Below are 19,606 nucleotides of genomic sequence, written 5' to 3'. Positions count from 1 at the left end.
CACCAAAGCGCACCTTCTGCACCTCTTTGATCCCGCTCTGTTCTCCAGAGGAAGCCCGTCGGCCCACTGCCCTGGCGCTGGGGAGTTTCGACGGCTTGCACGCCGGCCATCGCAGCGTGATCGCCGAGGCCATCCAGGGCAGCCCGGATGAGGCCATTGCCTCGGTGGTGAGCTTCTGGCCCCATCCCCGTGAGGTGCTGTTCGGCGAAGCACGCCTCAGGCTGGATCTACCTAGCGAAAAACTCGCCCTGCTGGAACCCCTGGGGATCCAGCAGCTCGTGCTGGTGCCCTTCACGCGCGAGCTCGCTCAGCTGAGTGCGGAAGACTTCGTCACCAGCGTGCTGCTGAACACACTTCAGGCCAGGCGCATTGCCGTGGGCACCAACTTCCGCTTCGGTCATCAGCGGCGCGGTGACGCAGAGATGCTGGAACGGCTTGCGGCTCGGAACGGCGTTGAGGTGAAGGTGGTGCCGATCGTTGAAGACCAAGAGGGCCGGATGAGCAGCAGCAGAATCCGCGCGGCCCTCGACCAGGCCGACCTAACCACCGCCAAAGCCTTGCTGGGCCGGGCCTACCGCTTTCAGGGACGGGTGGTTCGGGGCCGAGGCCTGGGGCGTGAACTGGGCTGGCCCACCGCCAATCTCCAGGTGGATGGGCGCAAGGCATTGCCAGGACTTGGCGTCTACGCCGCCTGGGCCCAACTGGATGGGGAGGGTGATCGCCTCCCGGCCGTGATGAACCTCGGCCCCCAACCCACAATCGATCCCACATCGCCCTCGGCAGTTGAGGTGCACCTGCTGGATCAGAGCCTGGAGCTGGAGGGCCGGCACTTGGGCGTCGAGCCTGTGCAGCGCCTGCGCGGCCAGACCAAATTCAGTGGTCTCGAGGAGCTCAGCAGCCAGATCGGCCACGACGCAGCTCAAGCCCGCGAGATCCTTCAGACCGGCTCTCAGGCCACGGTCGGATAGGCATTCACCAGGCCCCAAACGATGAACACGCCGATGCCGCCGAGAAGAACGATTCCCCAAACCAGAACGTGCATGGTGCTCTCAGAACCACCGTTCTCCATGACCAACGCAGAAACCGTTGCCCACAGGGTGCCATGAATCCAACCCCAAGCGAGACATCCCTGGATTCACGGGTGGCACGCCTGATCGACGCCAACCTCGACCGTGCCCGGGAAGGTTTGAGGGTTGTTGAGGACTGGTGCCGCTTCGGGCTGGAGCAACAGGATCTGGTGGTGCGCCTCAAGGATTGGCGTCAACGGCTCGGACGGCTCCACCACGACAGCTACAAGCAGGCCCGCTCCACCAGCACTGACACCGGCGCCGGACTGGAGCATCCAGCCCAACTGGATCGCCACAGCCCCGACCACGTGGTAGCGGCCAACTGCGCCCGGGTGCAGGAAGCGCTGCGGGTGCTGGAGGAGTACGGCCGCAACATCGATCCCGCCCTAGCTGCTGAAGCCGCTGCGATCCGCTACGGCCTTTACGACCTGGAGGTGACCTGCCTCAACGCCACCCTGGGAGCAAGGCGACGCAACAAGCTTCAGGACTGTCGCCTTTGCCTGATCACAACGCCCTGCAATGACCTGAGCGATCGGGTGCACGCCGCCCTGCAAAACGGCGTGGGCATGGTGCAGTACCGCTGCAAAGCGGGACACGACCGCGAACGTCTGCAGGAGGCCCAGCAGCTCAGGCAGCTCTGCAACCGCTTCGGGGCTCTGTTGTTCATAAATGACCGTGTGGACTTGGCCCTGGCGGTCGATGCGGATGGGGTGCACCTGGGCCAGGAGGACATGCCCAGTGAGGTGGCCCGCGATTTGTTGGGTACCGATCGTCTGCTGGGCCGCAGCACCCACAGCATCGAGCAGGTTCATCAGGCTCAGCAGGATCCGATCGACTACCTCGGCTTCGGCCCGATCCACTCCACAGCAGTCAAACCCGAGCGGAACCCTGTTGGTGTGGAGCTCTTGGCGCAGGCCACTGCGATCAGCCAACGCCCCGTCTTTGCCATCGGTGGAATCACAACAGCCAACCTGCCGGCACTGCTTTCGGCCGGCGGCCAACGTGCGGCGGTGATCGGCGCGATCATGCACGCAGATGACAGCGGGCAGGCCTCGCGGCAACTGCTCCAGCAGCTGGACCACGCCACGTTCTGAGCCATGCCTCTCACCCTGATGGTCAACGGTGAAACCCGCGTGCTGGATCCAGCACCGACCCCCGCCAGCCTGGCGGCCGTTGTTGCCCTGCTGGCCAACAACCCCCAGCTAGTGGTCGCCGAGCACAACGGGGTGATCGCACCCCGCAGCCGTTGGAACAACATCGTGGTGAAGGATGACGACAGCCTTGAGATCGTCACCATCGTTGGTGGTGGTTCCTAGAGTCGCCTAACTGATGCTGTGGTCGCTGCTTTGGCCACCCCCCGACTGTTGAAACGACCCCAACGACTGCTCGCATCACTACTTTTGCCGCTGGTGATTGTGGGGCTCTGCTTGTTCCAGGCACAGCCGGCTGATGCCGCCCGCGGGGGGCGCATGGGAGGGGGCAGCTTCCGCGCTCCTTCGATGCCGCGATCCGGTGGCAGCTACGGCGGCGGATACCGCGGCGGATACCGCGGGGGTGGCTACCGCGGCGGCGGAATGGGCTTCCCCTTCCTCATTCCAATCTTCGGCTTCGGTGGTGGTGGTCTGTTCGGGCTGCTGATCCTGATGGCCATCGCGGGTGTTCTGGTCAACGCCGTCCGGGGCGGCACTGCCCCAGCAATCGGTGGTGGCGCTGCTGCACCAGCCATGCCGCGCAACGTGAACATGATTCAGGTGCAGGTGGGGCTGCTGGCCAGTGCCAAATCCCTGCAGGAGGATCTGCGCTCTTTGGCCTCCTCGTCCGACACCAGCAGTTCTGCTGGTCTGCAAAGGCTGCTGCAGGAGACAACCCTGGCCCTGCTGCGCCAACCGGACCTCTGGGTTTACGCCAATGCCGAGAGCGGCAGTGTTCCCTTCAGTTCAGCTGAATCGACGTTCAATCGCCTCTCGATGAACGAGCGCAGCAAGCTGGACGCTGAGCTCACCAGCAACGTCGGCGGGCAACGGACGACGGACACGAGCAGCAGCTCTGGAGACGCTGATGCCACCAACGAATTCATCGTTGTAACTTTGCTGGTGGCCTCCACGGCATCGGCGAAGCTCGCAGGGGCTGACACCGGAGAAGATCTGCGCCAGACCCTGCGCATTCTTGGTTCCACAGCCTCCAGTGAACTCATGGCCCTGGAAGTGATCTGGCAACCGGAAGGCCGTGGAGATGTGCTGAGCGCCAACGACCTTGTGACGGCTTACCCCAACCTCCAACACCTCTGAGAAGCTAAATCCCCTCATGGCTCATCTACAGGTTTTCTGAGTATTTCTCCCCAGCTATCAGGTCTAAATTGATTTGATTAGATTTTTTACCTACAGCGTTGGCTCCCGATCCCCGCTCCATGCATTGGCAACAGGACGGTGAGCTGGCAAGGGCTGACCTTGATGCTCTTGTGCACGCGCTTCAGCAGGTGGAGTGCGATCACAACAGCGCTGAGCTGCAGCGTCTCGGCCAGATCGATCCTTCCGCTGCGGCTTGAAGCCTCAGCTTGAAGCGTCCGTGGCACAGCCCCTGAGCATCCGTAATGCAGCCATGGCTGCGCCATAGCCGTTGTCGATATTCACCACAGTCAGGCCTGGAGCACAGCTGGCAAGCATTCCTTCCAAAGCAGCTCGTCCCCCCGCACTGATTCCATAGCCAACCGAAACCGGGACGCCGATCACGGGTTGCGGCACCAGTCCAGCCAGCACCGTCGGCAACGCACCCTCCATTCCCGCGCAGGTGATCAGAATCCGCGCCGTCTGCAGACGGGGCAGTTGATCCAGCAAGCGGTGCAATCCAGCCACCCCCACATCCATCACAGGATCCACGCCGATGCCATGGCAACGCAGCGCCAAGCTGATCTCCGCCACCACCGTGCGATCACTGCTGCCTCCACTTAGCACCGCCACCTCAGCCGGTGGCGCAGGCACAGGAGGAAGTGCACCCAGGGTGAGACAGCGAGCGACGGCATGCAGCTCCACCGCCGGCAACGCCTCACACACCCGTGCAGCCTTTTCGGGAGCCACCCGGGTCACCAGACCCAGTTCCCCTGCTGCGGAAAAGCTCTCAAGGATGTCGATGATCTGATCGGCTGTCTTGTGTTCCCCCCAAACGGCCTCGACCATGCCAAGGCGCTGGCGGCGCTGCAGATCGAGGCGAGCATCCGGTGTGGTCACTGCGGCAACAATTCCCCCTCAAACACGAGCGGGAACGGGTTGCCCTGGCGCTGTCCTGTTTGCTCGCGGGCCAAGGTCTCGAAGCGCTCCTGAACCGTCTCCACCTCGGCAAGGGAGATCGATTTCCATGCCTTACGACTGCTCCAACGAATCAGCAGAGTTCCCTCCTCGGTTGCCGGATCCCAGAACAGATCACGGCCCAGAAAACCAGGCTGTTGCTTCAACCAAGGCTCCCAGCTGCCACGTTCCGCCGCCATCCAATGCTCACGGCTCTCCCGGGGAACCTGTATCCGCAGGTGCTCAACCACAGCCACCACATCACCAAGCTTCGGGTCGGACTCTGCCCGAACCTCTGTCTCCGAAAGCCCGCCCAACAAGAGAACCAGCGCCAAACACGGTGCGATGACCCTAAGCAGTACAGACCGGAGGTGATGCACGGTTCAGCTCCGCTGCAGCAGAGCCACAGCCTGGCAACTGATGCCCTCTTCCCGTCCCTCCGGACCCAAGCCTTCGTTGGTGGTGGCCTTGACACCCACGGCATCGGGGGCAATCCCGATCGCTGACGCCATCCGGCCGCTCATCTCGGCGATATGCGGCTTGAGTTTTGGGCGCTCAGCAATCACCACCGCATCGATGTTCACTACCGACCAGCCGCGCTCCCTCACCAGCTTCACCACTTGATCCAGCAACTTCAAGCTGTCGGCCCCTTTCCATTGGGGATCGGTCGGGGGAAAGTACTTGCCGATGTCACCAAGGGCGAGGGCCCCGAGCAGCGCATCCATCACGGCATGCACCAGCACATCGGCATCGCTGTGGCCATCCAGGCCAAGACCGTCGGGATGATCCAGGGTCACACCCCCCAAGATGAGGGCCCGTCCGGGCACCAGCCGATGGATGTCGTATCCGTTGCCGATGCGCAGCTCCATGGCGGGATCTGAAAAGTCATTCATTGTCGCGGTCTGCCAGCGGACAAACAGATCGGGCCGCCGCTCGCGGGTGCGCTGCTCCCGCTGCTCCTGGCGCCACTGGGCGATCGCACCGTGGTCGCCACTGCGCAGCACATCCGGAACGGTCATGCCGCGGAAGTCGGCGGGGCGGGTGTAATGCGGGTGTTCCAGGAGGAGTGCACTGTGGCTTTCTTCCACCAGGGAATCCGCCGTCCCCACCGTGCCGGGCAGCAGGCGCACAACACCGTTGATCACCGTCATCGCCGGCAGCTCACCACCGGTGAGGACGAAATCACCCATCGACACCTCCTCATCGGCCAGGCCGCGAATCCGCTCGTCGAAGCCCTCGTAGTGACCGCAGAGAAAGACCAGTTGATCGTGGTCATTGGACCAACGCTGCAGATCTGCCTGCTGCAGGGGGCGCCCCTGCGGTGACATCAACAGCACCCGGCTGCGAGGACTTCGGGGAATCGCCTCCATTGCGGCGAACACCGGCTCGGGCTTGAGCACCATGCCGGCACCACCCCCGTAGGGCTCGTCGTCCACTTTGCGATGGCGATCCGTGGCGAAGTCCCTGGGGTTGTGCAGATGCAACTCGGCAATGCCCGCGTTGAAGGCACGACCGATCACCCCCAGCTCCAGCAGAGGAGCAAACGCCTGCGGCGCCAGGCTCACTACATCAAGGCGATAGGGCGCCATGCCGCCTCAGGCCGCTGGTTTGGACACCCTGCGGATGTCCGTGCAGAAACTGCCCTGCACCGGTGTTCCCTGCACATCCACCGCCGTGGTGCTGCGCAGGCGCAGGTTGGCCCGCGTAAACCAGATCCGCTCCTGAACCTGCACGCCGTCAGCCCGGCTGAGGTTCAGCTCCATGCTGCCGTCGGGCCAGAACCTCCAGTTGCCTGGGGGATCACCATCGAGGATCAGCTGTCCATCAGCGGCGAAGGTGAGGATGCTGCTGATTCCACCAGGGGCCTGCACCTGCAGTTGGCCGAGAGCCCCCTTCTGGCTCACGCAGCGGACGGTGAGTTCACCCCGTTCGCTGCTGTGCCATTCGTCATCACCACCGGCAGCCAGCTCAAAGCAACTGCGCAGGCTCATCCACTCCCCGTCGCAGAGGCTCAGAAAGGAGCCAGGGTCTTCCGGGGGAAAGGCTTGTTCACTCATGCGCCCATCCTCTCAGCTGTGGGGCTGGCGGTTATTGGTTATTGATTCCCCGTGTAACCCAGCTCCGCCAAGCGGGCGGGCTTGCTGCGCCAATCCGGCACGACCTTGACAAACAGCTCCAGATACACCGGGCCATCAATCAGCACCTGCATCTGCAGCCGCGCCCCCTGGCCGATCGTCTTGAGCATCACCCCGCCTTTGCCGATCAGGATCCCCTTCTGACTTTTCCGTTCCACCAGAACCGTGGCCAAGACGGCCGTCCGACCCGCACCCTTGCCCTTGGCCGGCAACTCCTCAACGCGATCAATGGTGACGGCAACGCTGTGGGGCACCTCCTCCCGGGTGTGCAGAAGCACCTGCTCGCGAATGAGTTCCCCCAGCAGCACACGCTCCGGTTGATCACTCACCATTTCGGGCGGATACAGCTGTGGGCCCAAGGGCAACTGAGCCGCCATCGCTGCTGTGAGCTCTGCGCAGCCATCGCCTGACAGGGCGCTGCAGCGGTGCACCGGCCAATTAGTCTCCTGCAGGAGGGCTGCATAGGCCTCTTCCGCTTCAGAGCGGTGCTCCTCCGCCAGCTTGTCCCACTTGTTCAGGGCCACCAGCACCGGCAGGGTCTGCTGCTGCAGCAGATTCACTATGAAGGCATCACCGCGACCCGGGCGCTCGCATCCCTCCAACAGCAAGACCACCAGGTCGACTTCACCGATGGCGCTGCGCGCACTCTTCACCAGCCGTTCCCCCAGCAAATGGTGGGGTTTATGAATGCCAGGCGTGTCCACCAGCACCATCTGGGCCACCTCAGTGGTGAGGATCGCCCGCAGGCGGTTGCGGGTGGTCTGGGCCACGGGCGATGTGATCGCCACCTTCTCACCCACCAGCTGATTCACCAGCGTGGATTTGCCCACGTTCGGGCGACCGATCAGTGCGATGAAGCCAGAGCGGTAATCCTCTGGCAGGGGAGTTGCGTGCATGCTCTAAGTCTGCGCCGCCGTTGAATCGACCCATAGCCTGAGGGCAGGAATTGGACAGGTCCATGGCGGATCAGCAGCCCACCTTCCAGCAGGCCATGGAAATCACAGCGGCCTGGCTGCAGCAATGGGACAACGAGGAGATCAGCGATGAGGTGCTGGCCGACCGCATCGGTGAAATGGTGGCCAGCCGCGATGGCGCCCGGGGATTTTTCGTGGTGAGCCTGGCAGGCGAGAGCGTGCTGATGGATCGCTTGCCCGACGCCGTCGTCGGCCAACTACGCGGAGCCGGTGCTGGAGTTGTAGATCTAAGCGTTCGCAATCTGGCCATGAGCACGGCCATGGCCGTTCATCACCGGCGCACGGGAGATGAGGTGCAGCAGGCCGGCTCGGAGCGGGTCAGCAACCGCTGCATTGAACTGCTCAGGCTGCTGGAACCAGCGGAGGTGAAGGAGCGTCTGGAGCAACTGCTGGCCGCCGCCCTCGACAACCGCGGCGAAGACGTCGCCTTCCTGGAGAAGTGGGGGTACGACGCCGAGCAGAAACAAGCCATCGGGAACAGTGTCTATGCCGTGGCCGAGGGTTGAGCCAAAAAAAGCCCCGGACAAACCGGGGCGAAGGCTGATTCGATCGCGTTGAAATCGTCAGTCGCGACGACCACCACCGTTGAGCACGATGATCAGGCGCAGGATGAAGATGAACAGGTTGATGTACGTGAGATACATGCTCAGAGCACCTGCCAGGTACTGGTCATCCCGGTAAGACCGAGGCATCGTGTAGAAGTCGACGAAGGCTGCGCCCACGAAGAGGACGGTGCCGAAGCCGGCGATCATTAGCTCAAAGCTGGTGCCATGGAACATGGCAGGGGCAAAGATTCCGCCGATGAACTGGACGACCATCGCCAGGATCAGGCCGATCAGACCGAGACCAACCACACCGGAGAGTGCCTGTCCAACCGAATCGCTCATGCGACGGCCGACGATCGAGGCAATCACGAAGGTGATTCCGGTGGCTAGCGCAGCGGTGCCGACCGCACCTACACCGGCAACGGCTCCAGCAAAAGCCACGAGACCACTCAAGGTGAAACCAGTGATCAGGCTGTAGATGGACAGCAGCGGCAAGGCTGTGGCGTTGTTGCCCTTCAAAGCGACGTTCTGCGCCACGAAGAACAGCACCAGGTTGCCGATCACTGCCACCCAAAACAGGGGCATGAACAGCGGAGTAGCCATCATCGAGAGACCACCGATCACCCCGATCGAGGTGAGCACCATGCCGCCGCCGACGTAGGGCAGCGCCTTATTGACAACGTTGGGCCCGACAAGTGCGCTCGATTGCGCCTCGCGGATCGCCTCCTGGAAATTGCTGCTAGCTGGCATGTCGACCAGGTCACCAAAGACTCATCACATCCTGCCAGCGGTGACAAGGGATTGGGGTGTGGATCTCCCTATCGACGTTGAACTTTGGGCGTTCTGCGTTCGTCCCGTCGGGCATAGGCCTCCACCACTCGCTGCACGAGGGGGTGGCGCACCACATCCGCCGCGGTGAGGCGGCAGACAGCGACTCCTTCCACGCCCTCCAACACCTCGGACGCCTCCACCAAACCGCTCTGCACAGTGGCGGGAAGATCAACCTGGGTGATGTCGCCGGTCACAACCATTCGCGAACGCTCTCCTAGCCGGGTGAGCACCATGCGCATCTGGGCTGGCGTGGTGTTCTGCGCCTCATCCAGGATCACGAAGGCATCGCTGAGGGTGCGGCCCCGCATGTAGGCCAGGGGAGCGACTTCAATCACGCCCTTCTCCAGCAGCACAGTGGTTTTCTCCGCGCCGAGCAGGGAATGCAAAGCGTCGTAGAGCGGACGCAGATAGGGGTCCACCTTTTGTTGCAGGTCGCCCGGCAGGAACCCCAGGCGCTCCCCAGCTTCAACAGCCGGCCGGGTGAGAATCAGGCGCTCCACCTTGCGTTCGGTGAGCATCCGAACCGCAAGAACGGTGGCAAGAAAGGTTTTACCGGTACCGGCAGGGCCGAGAGCAAAGGTGAGGTCGTGGCGCTCCATGGCATCCACGTATTTCTTTTGGCGCAGGGTGCGCGGGCGCAGCAGGTTGCCCTTCTGGCTCTTCGCCAACACCTGCTCACCCATGGCGGCGTGGTCATCGCCGCGGCCGGTGTTGAGAGCGCCCAGGGCCGATTGCAGATCCACCGGTGACACGGACTGCCCGTCCTGCCAGATCGGGCGCACCAATTCAACCACCGCAGCAGCCCGCTCGATCTGCGTTGGCCGCCCGGTAATCACCAATTGAAGACCCCGCAACACCATGGAGGCTCCTGTAAGAGCTTCAAGGCGATGCAGGGTTGTTTCTGCTTCACCAGCAAGGGCCAGTGCAGCATCAGGATCAGGCAGGTCGAGAACGAAACGGCCGCGTTCGCCGTCGTCAGACACCGGAATGATCAGCCCTCGGTGGATTCGGATTCTGCGGAATCGGAAGCTTCAGCAGCCTTGGCCTCAGCAGCCTCCTTGGCGGCTTGCTTGGCATCAGCTTCACGCTTGGCCGCTTGCTTGACCTTGCCGACGGTCTCAGCAGGACGCACGGTCTTTTCCAGAAGACCGCCGCGCTCGAGCAGCGTGCGCACGACATCTGTGGGTTGGGCACCTTGACCAAGACGCTCACGGATGGCCTCGGTGTCGAGACGCGTTTCCTTCGTCCGCGGGTTGTAGAAGCCCAACTCCTGAAGGGGACGTCCGTCCCGACGTGAGGTGCTGTTGCAGGCCACGAGGCGGAAGCTCGCTTCCCGCTTCTTGCCAAACCGCTTCAGGCGGAGCTTGATCATCGTGGCCCTGGAATGAAGGAAAGAGGTGGTCCGGCGAGGCCTAAACGCCCGCCAAACAACCACCATACCGTTCCGCCCTCACAGGTCCCCGAAGCCCTTCTTCTTCTTGACGGGTCGCTGCCGCTTCGGCGGTCCACCGCGACCGGGGCGACCACCGCCCCCGGGCATACCTCCCATACCAGGCATTCCACCACCAATGCCCGGCATTCCACCCATTCCGGGCATACCTGGCATTCCGCCCATCCCAGGCATGCCTCCCATGCCGGGCATGTTGCCCTGGCTCATCTGCTGCATGAAGCCGCGCATTTTCTGGAAGTCGGCCAACACCTTGTCCACATCTGCAGCCTGATGACCGCTGCCGCTGGCGATCCGGCGACGCCTTGAGGGTTGACTCGCCAGGAGGTCGGGGTTTTCCCTCTCCTGCTGTGTCATGGAGCCGATCATGGCCTCGATGCGCTTGAGCTGCTGCTCCCCCTGCTTGAGCATGCCGTCATCGATCTTGTTCATGCCCGGGATCATTTTCATCAAACCTCCAAGCGAGCCCATGCGTTTGATTAAGCGCATCTGCTTCACGAAGTCCGAAAAATCAAACGTCGCCTCCTGCAGCTTCTTTTGCATCTTTTCGACGTCAGCGAGTTCGACCTCCTTCTGGGCCTTCTCCACCAGCGTCAGCACATCACCCATGCCGAGGATGCGACTGGCCATCCGTTCGGGATGGAACGGCTGCAGGGCCTCCACCTTCTCGCCGGTGCCGATGAACTTGATCGGCTGACCACTCACCTTGCGGATCGAGAGGGCGGCACCGCCGCGGGAATCACCATCGAGTTTGGTGAGCACCGCTCCGGTGATCCCCACCTGGTCGTGGAAGGCGCGGGTGAGTTCGGCCGCTTCTTGGCCGATCATCGAATCCACCACCAGCAGCACCTCATCGGGCTGCACAGCGGTGCGGATCCGCACCATCTCCTCCATCATCTCGGTGTCGATCTGGAGGCGACCGGCGGTGTCAACCAGGAGCGTGTCGAACCCTTCCTCTTGCGCCTTGGCCAGACCAGCGGCCGCAATGTCTTCAGGCTTGGCTTCAGCACCGAGGCTAAACACCTCCACATCAATTTGAGCACCGAGCGTTTTCAACTGCTCGATGGCGGCTGGTCGGTAGACGTCGGCACCCACCATCAGGGCTCGGCGACCCTGATCCTTGAGGTGGAGGCCCAACTTGGCCGTCGCTGTGGTTTTACCGGCACCCTGAAGGCCGGCCATCAACACAACGGTGGGAGCTTCAGCCGCCTTCGCCAGAGGAGCGTTATCGCCCCCCATGACCTCCACCAGCTGTTCATGGACCACCTGAATGAACTTCTGATCCGGGCTGACCCCGCGCACTACCTCGGCACCAACGGCTTTGTCGCGGACATCAGCCACGAACTCCTTCACCACCGGCAGGCTGACGTCGGCTTCAAGCAAGGCCCGACGGACGTCCTTCAGGGCTCCATCGACGTTGGTTTCGCTGATGCTGTCTTGGCCACGCAGACCCTTGACCGCATCCTCAAAACGGGCTGAAAGCTCGTCGAACATCGGCGTTACGCCCCTGGATCAATGTGGTGATCGTAAAAAGCGACGGTCAAGCAACTCAATCCAGCAACTCAGGAGCCCGGGATGTAGTCGTGCAAAAGCCATTGGGTTCCATCTCTACCAAGCACGTACGTCACGATAAAAACAGTCGGTGCTGTCTCTTCAATGACGGTTCCGTCGGCAGCCTGAAGGAGATCGCTGTAGGCCACCTGGGCCAGCAGTTCGATCCTCTGAGGCTTGCGGTCGACCACCTCGATGGTGGTGATAGCAGCATCAATAGACTTCGATCGCCCTGCAGCCTGATCAGCGGCCCGCTCCAGCTCCACGCGCTTCACCAGGGGCTCCCTTGCCACGACGAAAAGATCAGCCTGCTGACCAGACAGCATCAACGCCTTGGCATCAAGCCATCCCTGGAGCAAGGCCTGAAGCTCAGCTTCCGACGGGTCATCACTGACCAGTGGCTCAGAAGGTACTGAAGGCTCAAGATTGGCCTTCAGGCTCGCTACAGGCTCGTCATCCACGGGGGATGAAACAGCGCCGAGCTCCAGCGTCTCTTCAACCTGCTCCTCCTCAGCGGGTAATGAAGCGATTTCCGGTAACAGCGGAGCAGGATTCCAGTTGCGTCGAAGCAAGGCGGAACCTGCAACGGTGATTCCGACCAGTGCAAGAGCTGCAGCAGCGGGGCGAACCCAGCGTTGCTGCCAGAGCGGTGTGGCACCCGAGTCTTCGGACTCAACCTCCTGGTCCGATTCAGCCGGTTCACTCGACGCACCAAGAGCTGCATCCTCTACCGATGCCCAGGCCAGGGTCATCTCTTCAGAACCGATCTGGCGACACGCCTTGCGATCGAGACGATCGACAAAGCCCTGCACGTCACGGTCAGCGAACCAGGCATCCAAATCAGCGCCCGCGGAATCGACATCGCGATAGCCCGGCAAGACATCGCGTTCAAGCCAGGCCCGGCAGTATTCGCATTGCGCTGCAAGCCGATCACCGGGGTGGTTCAGAAACCAGGCCTGCAGATCCGGATCCCTCAAGACGGCGAAATGCCGATCCGCATCCTTGACGTTGCCCAACAGCAGATCCAGACACCCAAGCAGCGGCATGGGATCAAGGTCGGCATTGGCAAGCGTCTGCATCCGGTCGCGCGCCTGCTCGAGGAACTCGGGCTTGCGCCGCGAAAAGCCCGCGGCGCTGAGGGCCAGAACCGTCAGGAAACCGGCATCGGCGGCACCCCCCTCAAACCAACGGCTGAACAGATCGATTTGCTCCTGCACGGTCAGGAAGCGACGGATCTGATGAAAGAACGATTCGAAATCGTCCTGGCTGAGGCTTCCAGGCTGATCAACATCAGTATCGGCAGCCTCCAGACCACCACGAGCCACGACCAGCTCATCCAACAGCGTTAAACCCCGTTGATGGGAGTCCTGATCGCCAAGATCACGGCTAAGCAGATCCAGAATTCTGAAGGGAGTGAGCCTCTGCAGGGTGTCTTCCAGCTGGCGCTGCTGGTCGGGCAGCTTGCCCATCCGCTGTTGCAGCTGAATGCCGTCAATCAAAAGCTGGGCCGCCGACTCGTAGCGCCGTTGGTCTTGTTCCTCCAGGGCAGCATCGCGGCAGGCCAAGGCGGCCAGGAGCGTCAGATCCGCTTCACGGCCGCTACCAAGGGCCGGGGCCTGAGGGGGTTGAAGACCCTGCCGCGCCAATTGAAAGGCCTCGAGAGCTCCATGGGCCTCCCAGAGCAGAATCAGGCCCGCCACTTCACTACTGGTGGGGAGGTCCAACCCCACCGTGCCGTTGGGATGGGATTCACTGAGGCGCAATAGAGCTGCTTCGTATTCAGCCCTATCGGCGGGATCGGTCAGCAAATCGGCGGAGCGACGCAGCAGGTCGGCCCGTTGGAGCAGAGCCTCATGGGTAAAGCCTTGATCCGGTGGACTGTCACAGCGGGTTTCCAAGCGACGCAGAATCGCCTCAGGCTCTGCCGATGGACTGACGCCCAGAAGTCGGAAATGATCGATGGGCAGATCCAACAGCACCGCTGCGAGGAGACGCGGATCTTAGTCAGTGTCTGGGGTTTTGCCCATCGCTCATCGGTGGGCCCTTAAAGTTGAGCGCAATCCCTTAGGTGGACATGGGTCAGGACCTCGCTGTCGATTCCGCTCCGATTGGCACTGCGACTGCTGGTCCCCATGCCGAACGGCTTTCCAAACTGGTCACGGCACAACGGGCCACCGTGGACCGGGACACCGGTTTGGACCTCTACAGAGACATGACCCTGGGCCGGCGCTTTGAGGACAAATGCGCCGAGATGTATTACCGGGGCAAGATGTTTGGTTTCGTGCACCTCTACAACGGTCAGGAAGCGGTCAGCACAGGTGTGATCGGTGCGATGAAGCGGCAGCACGACTGGTTCTGCAGCACCTATCGCGACCACGTGCATGCTTTGAGTGCCGGCGTGCCTGCCCGCGAAGTCATGAGCGAACTCTTCGGCAAGGAGACCGGTTGCAGCAAGGGTCGCGGGGGTTCGATGCACCTCTTCTCCAAGGAGCATCACCTCCTGGGGGGATTTGCCTTCATCGCCGAAGGCATTCCCGTGGCACTCGGATCTGCCTTCACCAGCCGCTACAAGCGTGACGCACTCGGTGATGCCTCCAGCAACGCCGTGACAGCTGCATTCTTCGGCGATGGAACCTGCAACAACGGTCAGTTCTTCGAGTGCATGAACATGGCGCAGCTGTGGAAGCTGCCGATCATTTTCGTGGTCGAAAACAACAAGTGGGCCATCGGTATGGCCCACGACCGGGCCACCAGTGACCCGGAGATCTGGCGGAAGGCCAGTTCCTTCGGCATGGCCGGAGAGGAAGTCGACGGCATGGACGTTCTAGCGGTGCGGGCAGCGGCCCAACGCGCAGTGGAACGAGCCAGAGCGGGTGAAGGGCCGACCTTGCTGGAGTGCCTGACCTATCGCTTCCGCGGTCATTCCCTGGCTGACCCGGACGAACTGCGAGCGGAGGAGGAAAAGCAGTTCTGGGCCAAGCGTGATCCCCTCAAAGCGCTCGAGCGGGACCTGACTGAAGCGGGTCTGGTGAACAGCGATGAACTGCGCGCGATCGAAAAGGACATCGACAGCATCGTTCAAGACTGCGTTGACTTTGCCCTCTCCGCACCCGAGCCAGACCCCTCGGAACTGACCCGCTACATCTGGGCGGAAGACTGATTCAGCTGAACTGAATCTGTTATGTCCATCGTGTACCGAGGTGGCTCAGATGCCGCTCGGAAGACGACGGGTGAGGTTGCGAAGCTTCCGTAACGCTTTGAGTTCAACCTGACGCACCCGCTCGCGGGACACCTCCATCAGACGTCCGATTTCGGCCAACGTGTGACGCTCGTTACCCTCAAGCCCGAAGCGCATGCGCAGGACGTGCTGCTCCTGTTCGCTCAAGTGACTCAGCCAGCGGCCCAGCTGTTCGTGATGAATCCGCTGTTCCACGATATCGAGCGGTTCATCGAGGGATGAATCAGCGATCAGATCCCCTAAGAAGCTGCGCCCCTCCTCGCCATTAACGGGAGCATCCAGGCTGCTGGTGGTGAGGGCCTGACGCAGCAGCGAATCCAGTTCATCCAAGGGGATATCCATGGCTTCTGCGATCTCTACACGGCTGGGCATGGCGCCGAGCTTGTGAGCCAGATCAAGACTGACCTTGCGGATCGTGGTGAGCCGCTCACTGAGATGAACAGGAAGCCGGATCGTGCGCGACTGGCAGGCAATGGCGCGGGTCATGCTCTGGCGGATCCACCAGAAGGCGTAGGTGGAGAACTTGTACCCCCGGGTGGGATCAAATTTCTCTACAGCACGTTCAAGCCCGAGGGAGCCCTCCTGAATCAAGTCGAGTAACTCCAGGCCTTTGCCTTGATATTTCTTGGCAACGCTGACAACAAGACGAAGGTTGGCCTTCATCATCCGCTCTTTGGCGCGGCGACCGATCCTCAAAAGCCGGCGCTGTGGCGTGGTGAGTTCTCCATCCTTGAACTCACGGGAACCGTCTTCGGTGAGGGCCATCATGGCCTGCACCTGATTGCCCAGTTCGATTTCTTCAGCTGGTGTCAGTAGTGGAATTCTGCCGATGGTGGCGAGATACCAACTGACTGGGTCGCTGCTGCGCCGGCGTTGCGTCTCCAGCGGCTTGGAAGCTGTGGACACCTTGGGTGCTGCGGAAGTGAAATGACTTTCCTACGAACAGAAAGAATGTCGATGTGTTTTCAGCAACCCTTCAGGTTTAGAACAGCAAACCGCAACATTTCATATTTGCAAAAGATTCAAAACCCAAGAAAAGCTTTTTTGAGACCTGGATGACGAGGCAATCAAAACGAATCATTAGTTCAGACTTCGTTGAACATCGTTGTTTGCTTTTTCTGACACTGCGCTGTATTGATTTTCAAACAATCCGCAATTGTTGAAGCATCGCTGGAGTGAGCACGAGATGCCGCAAAACCATGCAAAGACGCAGCGGCAGAGAAGCTCTCCAATCCAGGTTGATGCTGGGCTGCAACCGCCTGGGCGCCTCAACCGGTGGCAAAACCGGCTATCAGGTCACCAAGGCCGGTGCGGGCCACCCGAGGGGTCGTGCCTGTCAACACCGCCGCCGCACCCGATGGATCCGCCAGCACGGAATGCGCTCCCTCCAGCAAAATGCAACAACCGCTGCAGCGGGCTGCGGAAATCGCCCTTTCCAGCGCATCACGCGATCCACAGTCTGGGAACAACCGCGCAAACTCGGCCGCATGGGGCGTCAGCCAGGTCGGCCCCTGCCGCTTTAACAACCAACGCCACCCCTCCGGACTGGCCGCCAGCCCATTAATGCCATCGGCATCGAGCACTAGCAAACCGGCAACGCTGAGCATCTGCTCCGACCACTGGTTCGACCAATGACTGGACTCCCCCAGACCGGGAACGACCAAAACCGCAGCCAGACACTCTGATATCAACCCCATCCTTTAGTTGCATCACCTCCGGCAAAACCTGCCACCAGCTGGATTGAAGACGAGGCGGTACAACTGCCTAAACGCAGCCGCAGCCACTGGCCATGGCCCCCCGCAGCGCCAGATGAGCCGCAGTGATCACTGCCCGCCACCACCAGGCAGCGACGGGCATTCCGCTGTCGAACAACCTCTGTTCCGCGGCGCCCATGGACACTGCACCTACCAGTAAGTGATCGGCATCAGCGGGAGGCCACACCAGTTGCAGGTTGCCGGGACCTCACTATGGAGAGAACTTCCTGCGCCGCCCATGGCCGTCGGATCCACCACAACCAGCGCTGGAGAAGCTGCTCTTGAGCGCCTCCGGCAATGGCCTGGGGACCATCGCGTGGCCGTTGGTCTCTCTGGAGGCGTTGACAGTTCTCTAACTGCTGCGCTGCTGGTGGAGGCGGGCTGGCAGGTGGAAGGCCTGACGCTCTGGCTGATGAGCGGGAAAGGGGCCTGTTGCGCCGAGGGGCTGGTAGATGCGGCCGGCATCTGTGAACAACTGGGCATTCCCCACCACGTGGTGGATACGCGGGAGACGTTTCAACAGGAGATCGTTCAACGGCTGGTGGATGGCTATCGCGATGGGATCACCCCATTGCCCTGCTCCCAGTGCAATCGATCGGTGAAATTTGGACCGATGCTCGATTGGGCTCTGCAAGAGCGCAAGCTGCCCCGAATAGCTACCGGCCACTACGCCCGAATACGCCATGGCGGCGATAAAGGTCGACATCAGCTTTTGCGGGGCCTCGATACCCGCAAAGACCAGAGCTATTTCCTCTATGACCTGCCCCAGGACGTTTTGGGGCGCATCGTTTTTCCCCTGGGGGAACTGACCAAACCCGACACGCGGCTCGAAGCCGCCCGACACGGTCTGCGCACCGCAAAAAAACCGGAGAGCCAGGATCTTTGCCTGGCAGACCACCACGGATCAATGAGAGCGTTCCTGGATGCCTATCTGCCACCGAGGCAGGGGGAAATCGTGCTGGCGGACGGGACCGTTGTGGGCGAGCACGATGGCATTGAACACTTCACCATCGGTCAGCGCAAAGGTCTCGGGGTGGCCTGGCGCGAGCCCCTTCACGTCATCCGCCTTGACGCTGCGATGAATCGAGTGGTCGTCGCACCACGGGCCGAAGCCGGCCGAGACGGCTGCGTGGTGGGCGCGGTGAACTGGGTCTCGATTGACCCGATCGAGGCGCCGCAAACCGTTGAGGTGCAGGTGCGCTACCGGAGTTCGCCGGTGCATGCGGAGCTTTCACCCCTCCCGACCACCGAGGCAGATCAGCAGCGAGAGCGGCCCTATCGCTGCCGTCTCAGCTTTGAGGAGGAGCAGTTCTCGATCACACCAGGCCAGGCGGCTGTCTTCTACGACGGTGAAACTGTTCTCGGTGGCGGGCTGATCCAACGCGAATAGGGAGTGACGCGCTGGCGGACCTGAACAACGGCCTCGGCGACGCCCGGGGCCTCAGGCGAAAGCAACCACTGCACAGACCCATTGGCCGAAATCAGCGCCGTGGGGCCCGTGTTGCCAACGCTGAGGAGATCCCGTCCTGTCTCGATAGCCCGTAACTGCGCCAGCGCCAGAAACTGGTTTTGCAGCTGAAGCGGATAGGGATCCAGATTGGCAATGGCAAGGAGCCAGGTCGCACCATCGGCAGCGGCGCGCGCCAGAGCCAGACCATCGGCGATTTCATAGCAGATCGCTACGGCCGCAGGGGGTTCAACCACCGCCATCGTTCTTGAAGCCGGACCGGGGGACAATCCACCCACCGCAGACAGTCCCGCCGTCAGCCCGGCGGGAAGGGGCGGGATCCATTCCCCGATCGGCACCAAACGGTGCTTATCAGCCAAGGGAACAGGAGAACGGGCCTGCGGCTCGTACAGCAGCAAAGAACTGCGTTGCTGACCCCGCACCCAACGAAAACCGCCACTGATCAGGGGGATGGCTGGAGCATCGGCTGGCAGCTGAAAACGCGCCGGCAGCGCTCCTTCCGGAGCCACCACAGCAGCTGGATTGTTTGGCTCCAGCTGACGCATCGCATCCACCAGAGCTTCTGGAAGCGCCTGTTGACGCTCCAGATCGAATTTTTCTCGTGTGGGGACGGCGGGTTGCCAAACCCCCAGAGCAAAGGAGCCGACCGGCGGCGGGGGCGCCAACAACAGCCAGCTCCCCAAGCCATGGGCCAGAAGAACACTGGCCAATCCGAGCAAGCCCCAGCGACGCCAGGCAGCGGGTTGCTCGAACAGCGTCAGAAGGCAACAGGCCCAGCACAACTGCAGAAATGTCAGCCCTCCGGAACCGAACCAGCGGGCCAACCCCGCTAAAGGACGGTCCCAAGGCAGGGTGGTGCCGCCGACGCCGATCCAGAACAGCGGCGACCCCGACAGCACCACTTCAGCCAGAGCCCAGAGCCCGGCCAACAGCACCAGCCGCACAAGACGCGGCCAGCGGCGAGGCAGCCGCCGCGCCAGCACAGACCATCCGGCCAAGAGCAGAGCGGCAAGGCTCCCGCAGGCCAGCCAGAGGGCCAGCGCCACCGGCATGCTGAGCCAGGCGGGAACACCCATCCAGGTGAGTGGATGCAAGGCCAGCAACCAACGGTGGCTGACCAAAACAGCCAGCAGTCCCCAGCCCGCCGACCACCTGGGACGCTCAACGACAGACCAGAGCAGCGCCAGGGCGGGGACCATCAGCAATGGCCCGCCAAGGGATGGAGCCACGCCTGCAAAGACGCCGCCAAGCAGCGCCCGCGATCCGGCCTGCAGTTGGTGATTTCCCATGGTCAGCAGTCCCGGCCGAAGGCATC

At 62.1% G+C, this 19,606-nt stretch carries 22 protein-coding genes; 8 read left to right on the top strand and 14 right to left on the bottom strand.

The features are described 5' to 3' along the window. Positions 1 to 26: 26 nt before the first annotated feature. The 5 genes from FZZ85_RS05840 (at position 27) to FZZ85_RS05820 (ending at position 3,612) form a co-directional block, all read left to right on the top strand. Positions 27 to 968: a bifunctional riboflavin kinase/FAD synthetase gene (locus tag FZZ85_RS05840; protein WP_226413329.1), complete on the top strand. Its 942-nt coding sequence runs from the start codon at positions 27 to 29 to the stop codon at positions 966 to 968. Between the two features lie 134 nt (positions 969 to 1,102). Beyond that, positions 1,103 to 2,161 (top strand): thiamine phosphate synthase, encoded by a 1,059-nt coding sequence (locus tag FZZ85_RS05835; protein ID WP_226413098.1) that lies wholly within the window; start codon positions 1,103 to 1,105, stop codon positions 2,159 to 2,161. A 3-nt stretch (positions 2,162 to 2,164) separates the two neighbouring features. Beyond that, entirely contained in the window at positions 2,165 to 2,383 is a 219-nt protein-coding gene (gene thiS, locus FZZ85_RS05830) for a sulfur carrier protein ThiS (protein ID WP_226413096.1), read from the top strand. 18 nt (positions 2,384 to 2,401) lie between these two features. Beyond that, positions 2,402 to 3,355, top strand: coding sequence for a DUF1517 domain-containing protein (locus FZZ85_RS05825; RefSeq protein ID WP_226413094.1), 954 nt, complete (start codon positions 2,402 to 2,404; stop codon positions 3,353 to 3,355). 98 nt (positions 3,356 to 3,453) lie between these two features. Continuing rightward, entirely contained in the window at positions 3,454 to 3,612 is a 159-nt protein-coding gene (locus FZZ85_RS05820; RefSeq protein WP_226413347.1) for a hypothetical protein, read from the top strand. A 4-nt stretch (positions 3,613 to 3,616) separates the two neighbouring features. On the opposite strand, the gene larB is transcribed toward FZZ85_RS05820, so the two are convergent. The 5 genes from larB to era all read right to left on the bottom strand — a co-directional run bounded on the left by larB (position 3,617) and on the right by era (position 7,379). After that, positions 3,617 to 4,291: a nickel pincer cofactor biosynthesis protein LarB gene (larB, locus tag FZZ85_RS05815; protein WP_226413092.1), complete on the bottom strand. Its 675-nt coding sequence runs from the start codon at positions 4,289 to 4,291 to the stop codon at positions 3,617 to 3,619. Beyond that, positions 4,288 to 4,668, bottom strand: a complete 381-nt coding sequence (locus FZZ85_RS05810) for a TIGR03792 family protein (RefSeq protein WP_226413327.1) — start codon at positions 4,666 to 4,668, stop codon at positions 4,288 to 4,290. The genes larB and FZZ85_RS05810 overlap by 4 nt, the downstream gene beginning before the upstream one ends. A 63-nt stretch (positions 4,669 to 4,731) precedes the next feature. Beyond that, positions 4,732 to 5,937 (bottom strand): tRNA (guanosine(37)-N1)-methyltransferase TrmD, encoded by a 1,206-nt coding sequence (gene trmD / locus FZZ85_RS05805; RefSeq protein WP_226413090.1) that lies wholly within the window; start codon positions 5,935 to 5,937, stop codon positions 4,732 to 4,734. A gap of 6 nt (positions 5,938 to 5,943) precedes the next feature. Continuing rightward, a complete protein-coding gene (locus tag FZZ85_RS05800; RefSeq protein ID WP_226413088.1) occupies positions 5,944 to 6,405 on the bottom strand; it encodes a phycobiliprotein lyase in 462 nt (153 codons plus the stop codon). Positions 6,406 to 6,443: 38 nt separating this feature from the next. Further along, positions 6,444 to 7,379 (bottom strand): GTPase Era, encoded by a 936-nt coding sequence (gene era / locus FZZ85_RS05795; RefSeq protein ID WP_226413086.1) that lies wholly within the window; start codon positions 7,377 to 7,379, stop codon positions 6,444 to 6,446. A gap of 62 nt (positions 7,380 to 7,441) precedes the next feature. On the opposite strand from era, the gene FZZ85_RS05790 reads away from it, so the two are divergent. Next, a complete protein-coding gene (locus FZZ85_RS05790) occupies positions 7,442 to 7,963 on the top strand; it encodes a hypothetical protein (protein ID WP_226413084.1) in 522 nt (173 codons plus the stop codon). A 57-nt stretch (positions 7,964 to 8,020) separates the two neighbouring features. Here the strand turns inward: FZZ85_RS05790 and FZZ85_RS05785 are convergent, their stop codons facing one another. The 5 genes from FZZ85_RS05785 to FZZ85_RS05765 form a co-directional block, all read right to left on the bottom strand. After that, entirely contained in the window at positions 8,021 to 8,752 is a 732-nt protein-coding gene (locus FZZ85_RS05785) for a Bax inhibitor-1 family protein (RefSeq protein ID WP_226413082.1), read from the bottom strand. 68 nt (positions 8,753 to 8,820) lie between these two features. Beyond that, positions 8,821 to 9,816, bottom strand: coding sequence for a PhoH family protein (locus FZZ85_RS05780; RefSeq protein WP_226413080.1), 996 nt, complete (start codon positions 9,814 to 9,816; stop codon positions 8,821 to 8,823). Positions 9,817 to 9,824: 8 nt separating this feature from the next. Then, on the bottom strand, positions 9,825 to 10,205 hold the full coding sequence (rpsP, locus tag FZZ85_RS05775; protein WP_226413078.1) for a 30S ribosomal protein S16: 381 nt from the start codon (positions 10,203 to 10,205) through the stop codon (positions 9,825 to 9,827). 78 nt (positions 10,206 to 10,283) lie between these two features. Next, positions 10,284 to 11,774 (bottom strand): signal recognition particle protein, encoded by a 1,491-nt coding sequence (ffh, locus tag FZZ85_RS05770; protein ID WP_226413076.1) that lies wholly within the window; start codon positions 11,772 to 11,774, stop codon positions 10,284 to 10,286. Positions 11,775 to 11,842: 68 nt separating this feature from the next. Next, on the bottom strand, positions 11,843 to 13,804 hold the full coding sequence (locus FZZ85_RS05765; protein ID WP_226413074.1) for an IMS domain-containing protein: 1,962 nt from the start codon (positions 13,802 to 13,804) through the stop codon (positions 11,843 to 11,845). 101 nt (positions 13,805 to 13,905) lie between these two features. On the opposite strand from FZZ85_RS05765, the gene pdhA reads away from it, so the two are divergent. Further along, on the top strand, positions 13,906 to 14,991 hold the full coding sequence (gene pdhA / locus FZZ85_RS05760) for a pyruvate dehydrogenase (acetyl-transferring) E1 component subunit alpha (protein WP_226413072.1): 1,086 nt from the start codon (positions 13,906 to 13,908) through the stop codon (positions 14,989 to 14,991). Between the two features lie 45 nt (positions 14,992 to 15,036). Here the strand turns inward: pdhA and FZZ85_RS05755 are convergent, their stop codons facing one another. From FZZ85_RS05755 to FZZ85_RS05745, 3 genes are all read right to left on the bottom strand, one after another. Next, a complete protein-coding gene (locus FZZ85_RS05755) occupies positions 15,037 to 15,975 on the bottom strand; it encodes an RpoD/SigA family RNA polymerase sigma factor (protein WP_226413070.1) in 939 nt (312 codons plus the stop codon). A gap of 362 nt (positions 15,976 to 16,337) precedes the next feature. Further along, positions 16,338 to 16,733 (bottom strand): NAD(P)H-hydrate dehydratase, encoded by a 396-nt coding sequence (locus tag FZZ85_RS05750; RefSeq protein ID WP_255616028.1) that lies wholly within the window; start codon positions 16,731 to 16,733, stop codon positions 16,338 to 16,340. 100 nt (positions 16,734 to 16,833) lie between these two features. Then, on the bottom strand, positions 16,834 to 17,010 hold the full coding sequence (locus FZZ85_RS05745; RefSeq protein WP_226413066.1) for a hypothetical protein: 177 nt from the start codon (positions 17,008 to 17,010) through the stop codon (positions 16,834 to 16,836). A 51-nt stretch (positions 17,011 to 17,061) separates the two neighbouring features. On the opposite strand from FZZ85_RS05745, the gene mnmA reads away from it, so the two are divergent. Further along, positions 17,062 to 18,213: a tRNA 2-thiouridine(34) synthase MnmA gene (mnmA, locus tag FZZ85_RS05740; protein ID WP_226413064.1), complete on the top strand. Its 1,152-nt coding sequence runs from the start codon at positions 17,062 to 17,064 to the stop codon at positions 18,211 to 18,213. On the opposite strand, the gene lnt is transcribed toward mnmA, so the two are convergent. Beyond that, complete coding sequence (lnt, locus tag FZZ85_RS05735) at positions 18,165 to 19,580, bottom strand: apolipoprotein N-acyltransferase (protein ID WP_226413062.1); 1,416 nt, start codon at positions 19,578 to 19,580, stop codon at positions 18,165 to 18,167. The two genes, mnmA and lnt, sit on opposite strands and share 49 nt — an antisense overlap. Between the last annotated feature and the right edge of the window lie 26 nt (positions 19,581 to 19,606).

The sequence above is a fragment of the Synechococcus sp. MU1642 genome, from assembly GCF_020514115.1.
Classification (GTDB): Bacteria; Cyanobacteriota; Cyanobacteriia; order PCC-6307; family Cyanobiaceae; genus Parasynechococcus.
The sequence above is the reverse complement of the archived record's forward strand: the minus strand, read 5'-3'. Positions and strand labels throughout refer to the sequence as shown.

Coding starts and splice junctions, on each gene's coding strand:
- FZZ85_RS05790 (WP_226413084.1), top strand. CDS start 7,442: ATGGCGGATCAGCAGCCCACCTTCCAGCAGGCCATGGAAATCACAGCG.
- thiS (WP_226413096.1), top strand. CDS start 2,165: ATGCCTCTCACCCTGATGGTCAACGGTGAAACCCGCGTGCTGGATCCA.
- FZZ85_RS05800 (WP_226413088.1), bottom strand. CDS start 6,405: ATGAGTGAACAAGCCTTTCCCCCGGAAGACCCTGGCTCCTTTCTGAGC.
- FZZ85_RS05835 (WP_226413098.1), top strand. CDS start 1,103: ATGAATCCAACCCCAAGCGAGACATCCCTGGATTCACGGGTGGCACGC.
- rpsP (WP_226413078.1), bottom strand. CDS start 10,205: ATGATCAAGCTCCGCCTGAAGCGGTTTGGCAAGAAGCGGGAAGCGAGC.
- trmD (WP_226413090.1), bottom strand. CDS start 5,937: ATGGCGCCCTATCGCCTTGATGTAGTGAGCCTGGCGCCGCAGGCGTTT.
- lnt (WP_226413062.1), bottom strand. CDS start 19,580: ATGGGAAATCACCAACTGCAGGCCGGATCGCGGGCGCTGCTTGGCGGC.
- pdhA (WP_226413072.1), top strand. CDS start 13,906: ATGGGTCAGGACCTCGCTGTCGATTCCGCTCCGATTGGCACTGCGACT.
- ffh (WP_226413076.1), bottom strand. CDS start 11,774: ATGTTCGACGAGCTTTCAGCCCGTTTTGAGGATGCGGTCAAGGGTCTG.
- era (WP_226413086.1), bottom strand. CDS start 7,379: ATGCACGCAACTCCCCTGCCAGAGGATTACCGCTCTGGCTTCATCGCA.
- mnmA (WP_226413064.1), top strand. CDS start 17,062: ATGGCCGTCGGATCCACCACAACCAGCGCTGGAGAAGCTGCTCTTGAG.
- FZZ85_RS05785 (WP_226413082.1), bottom strand. CDS start 8,752: ATGCCAGCTAGCAGCAATTTCCAGGAGGCGATCCGCGAGGCGCAATCG.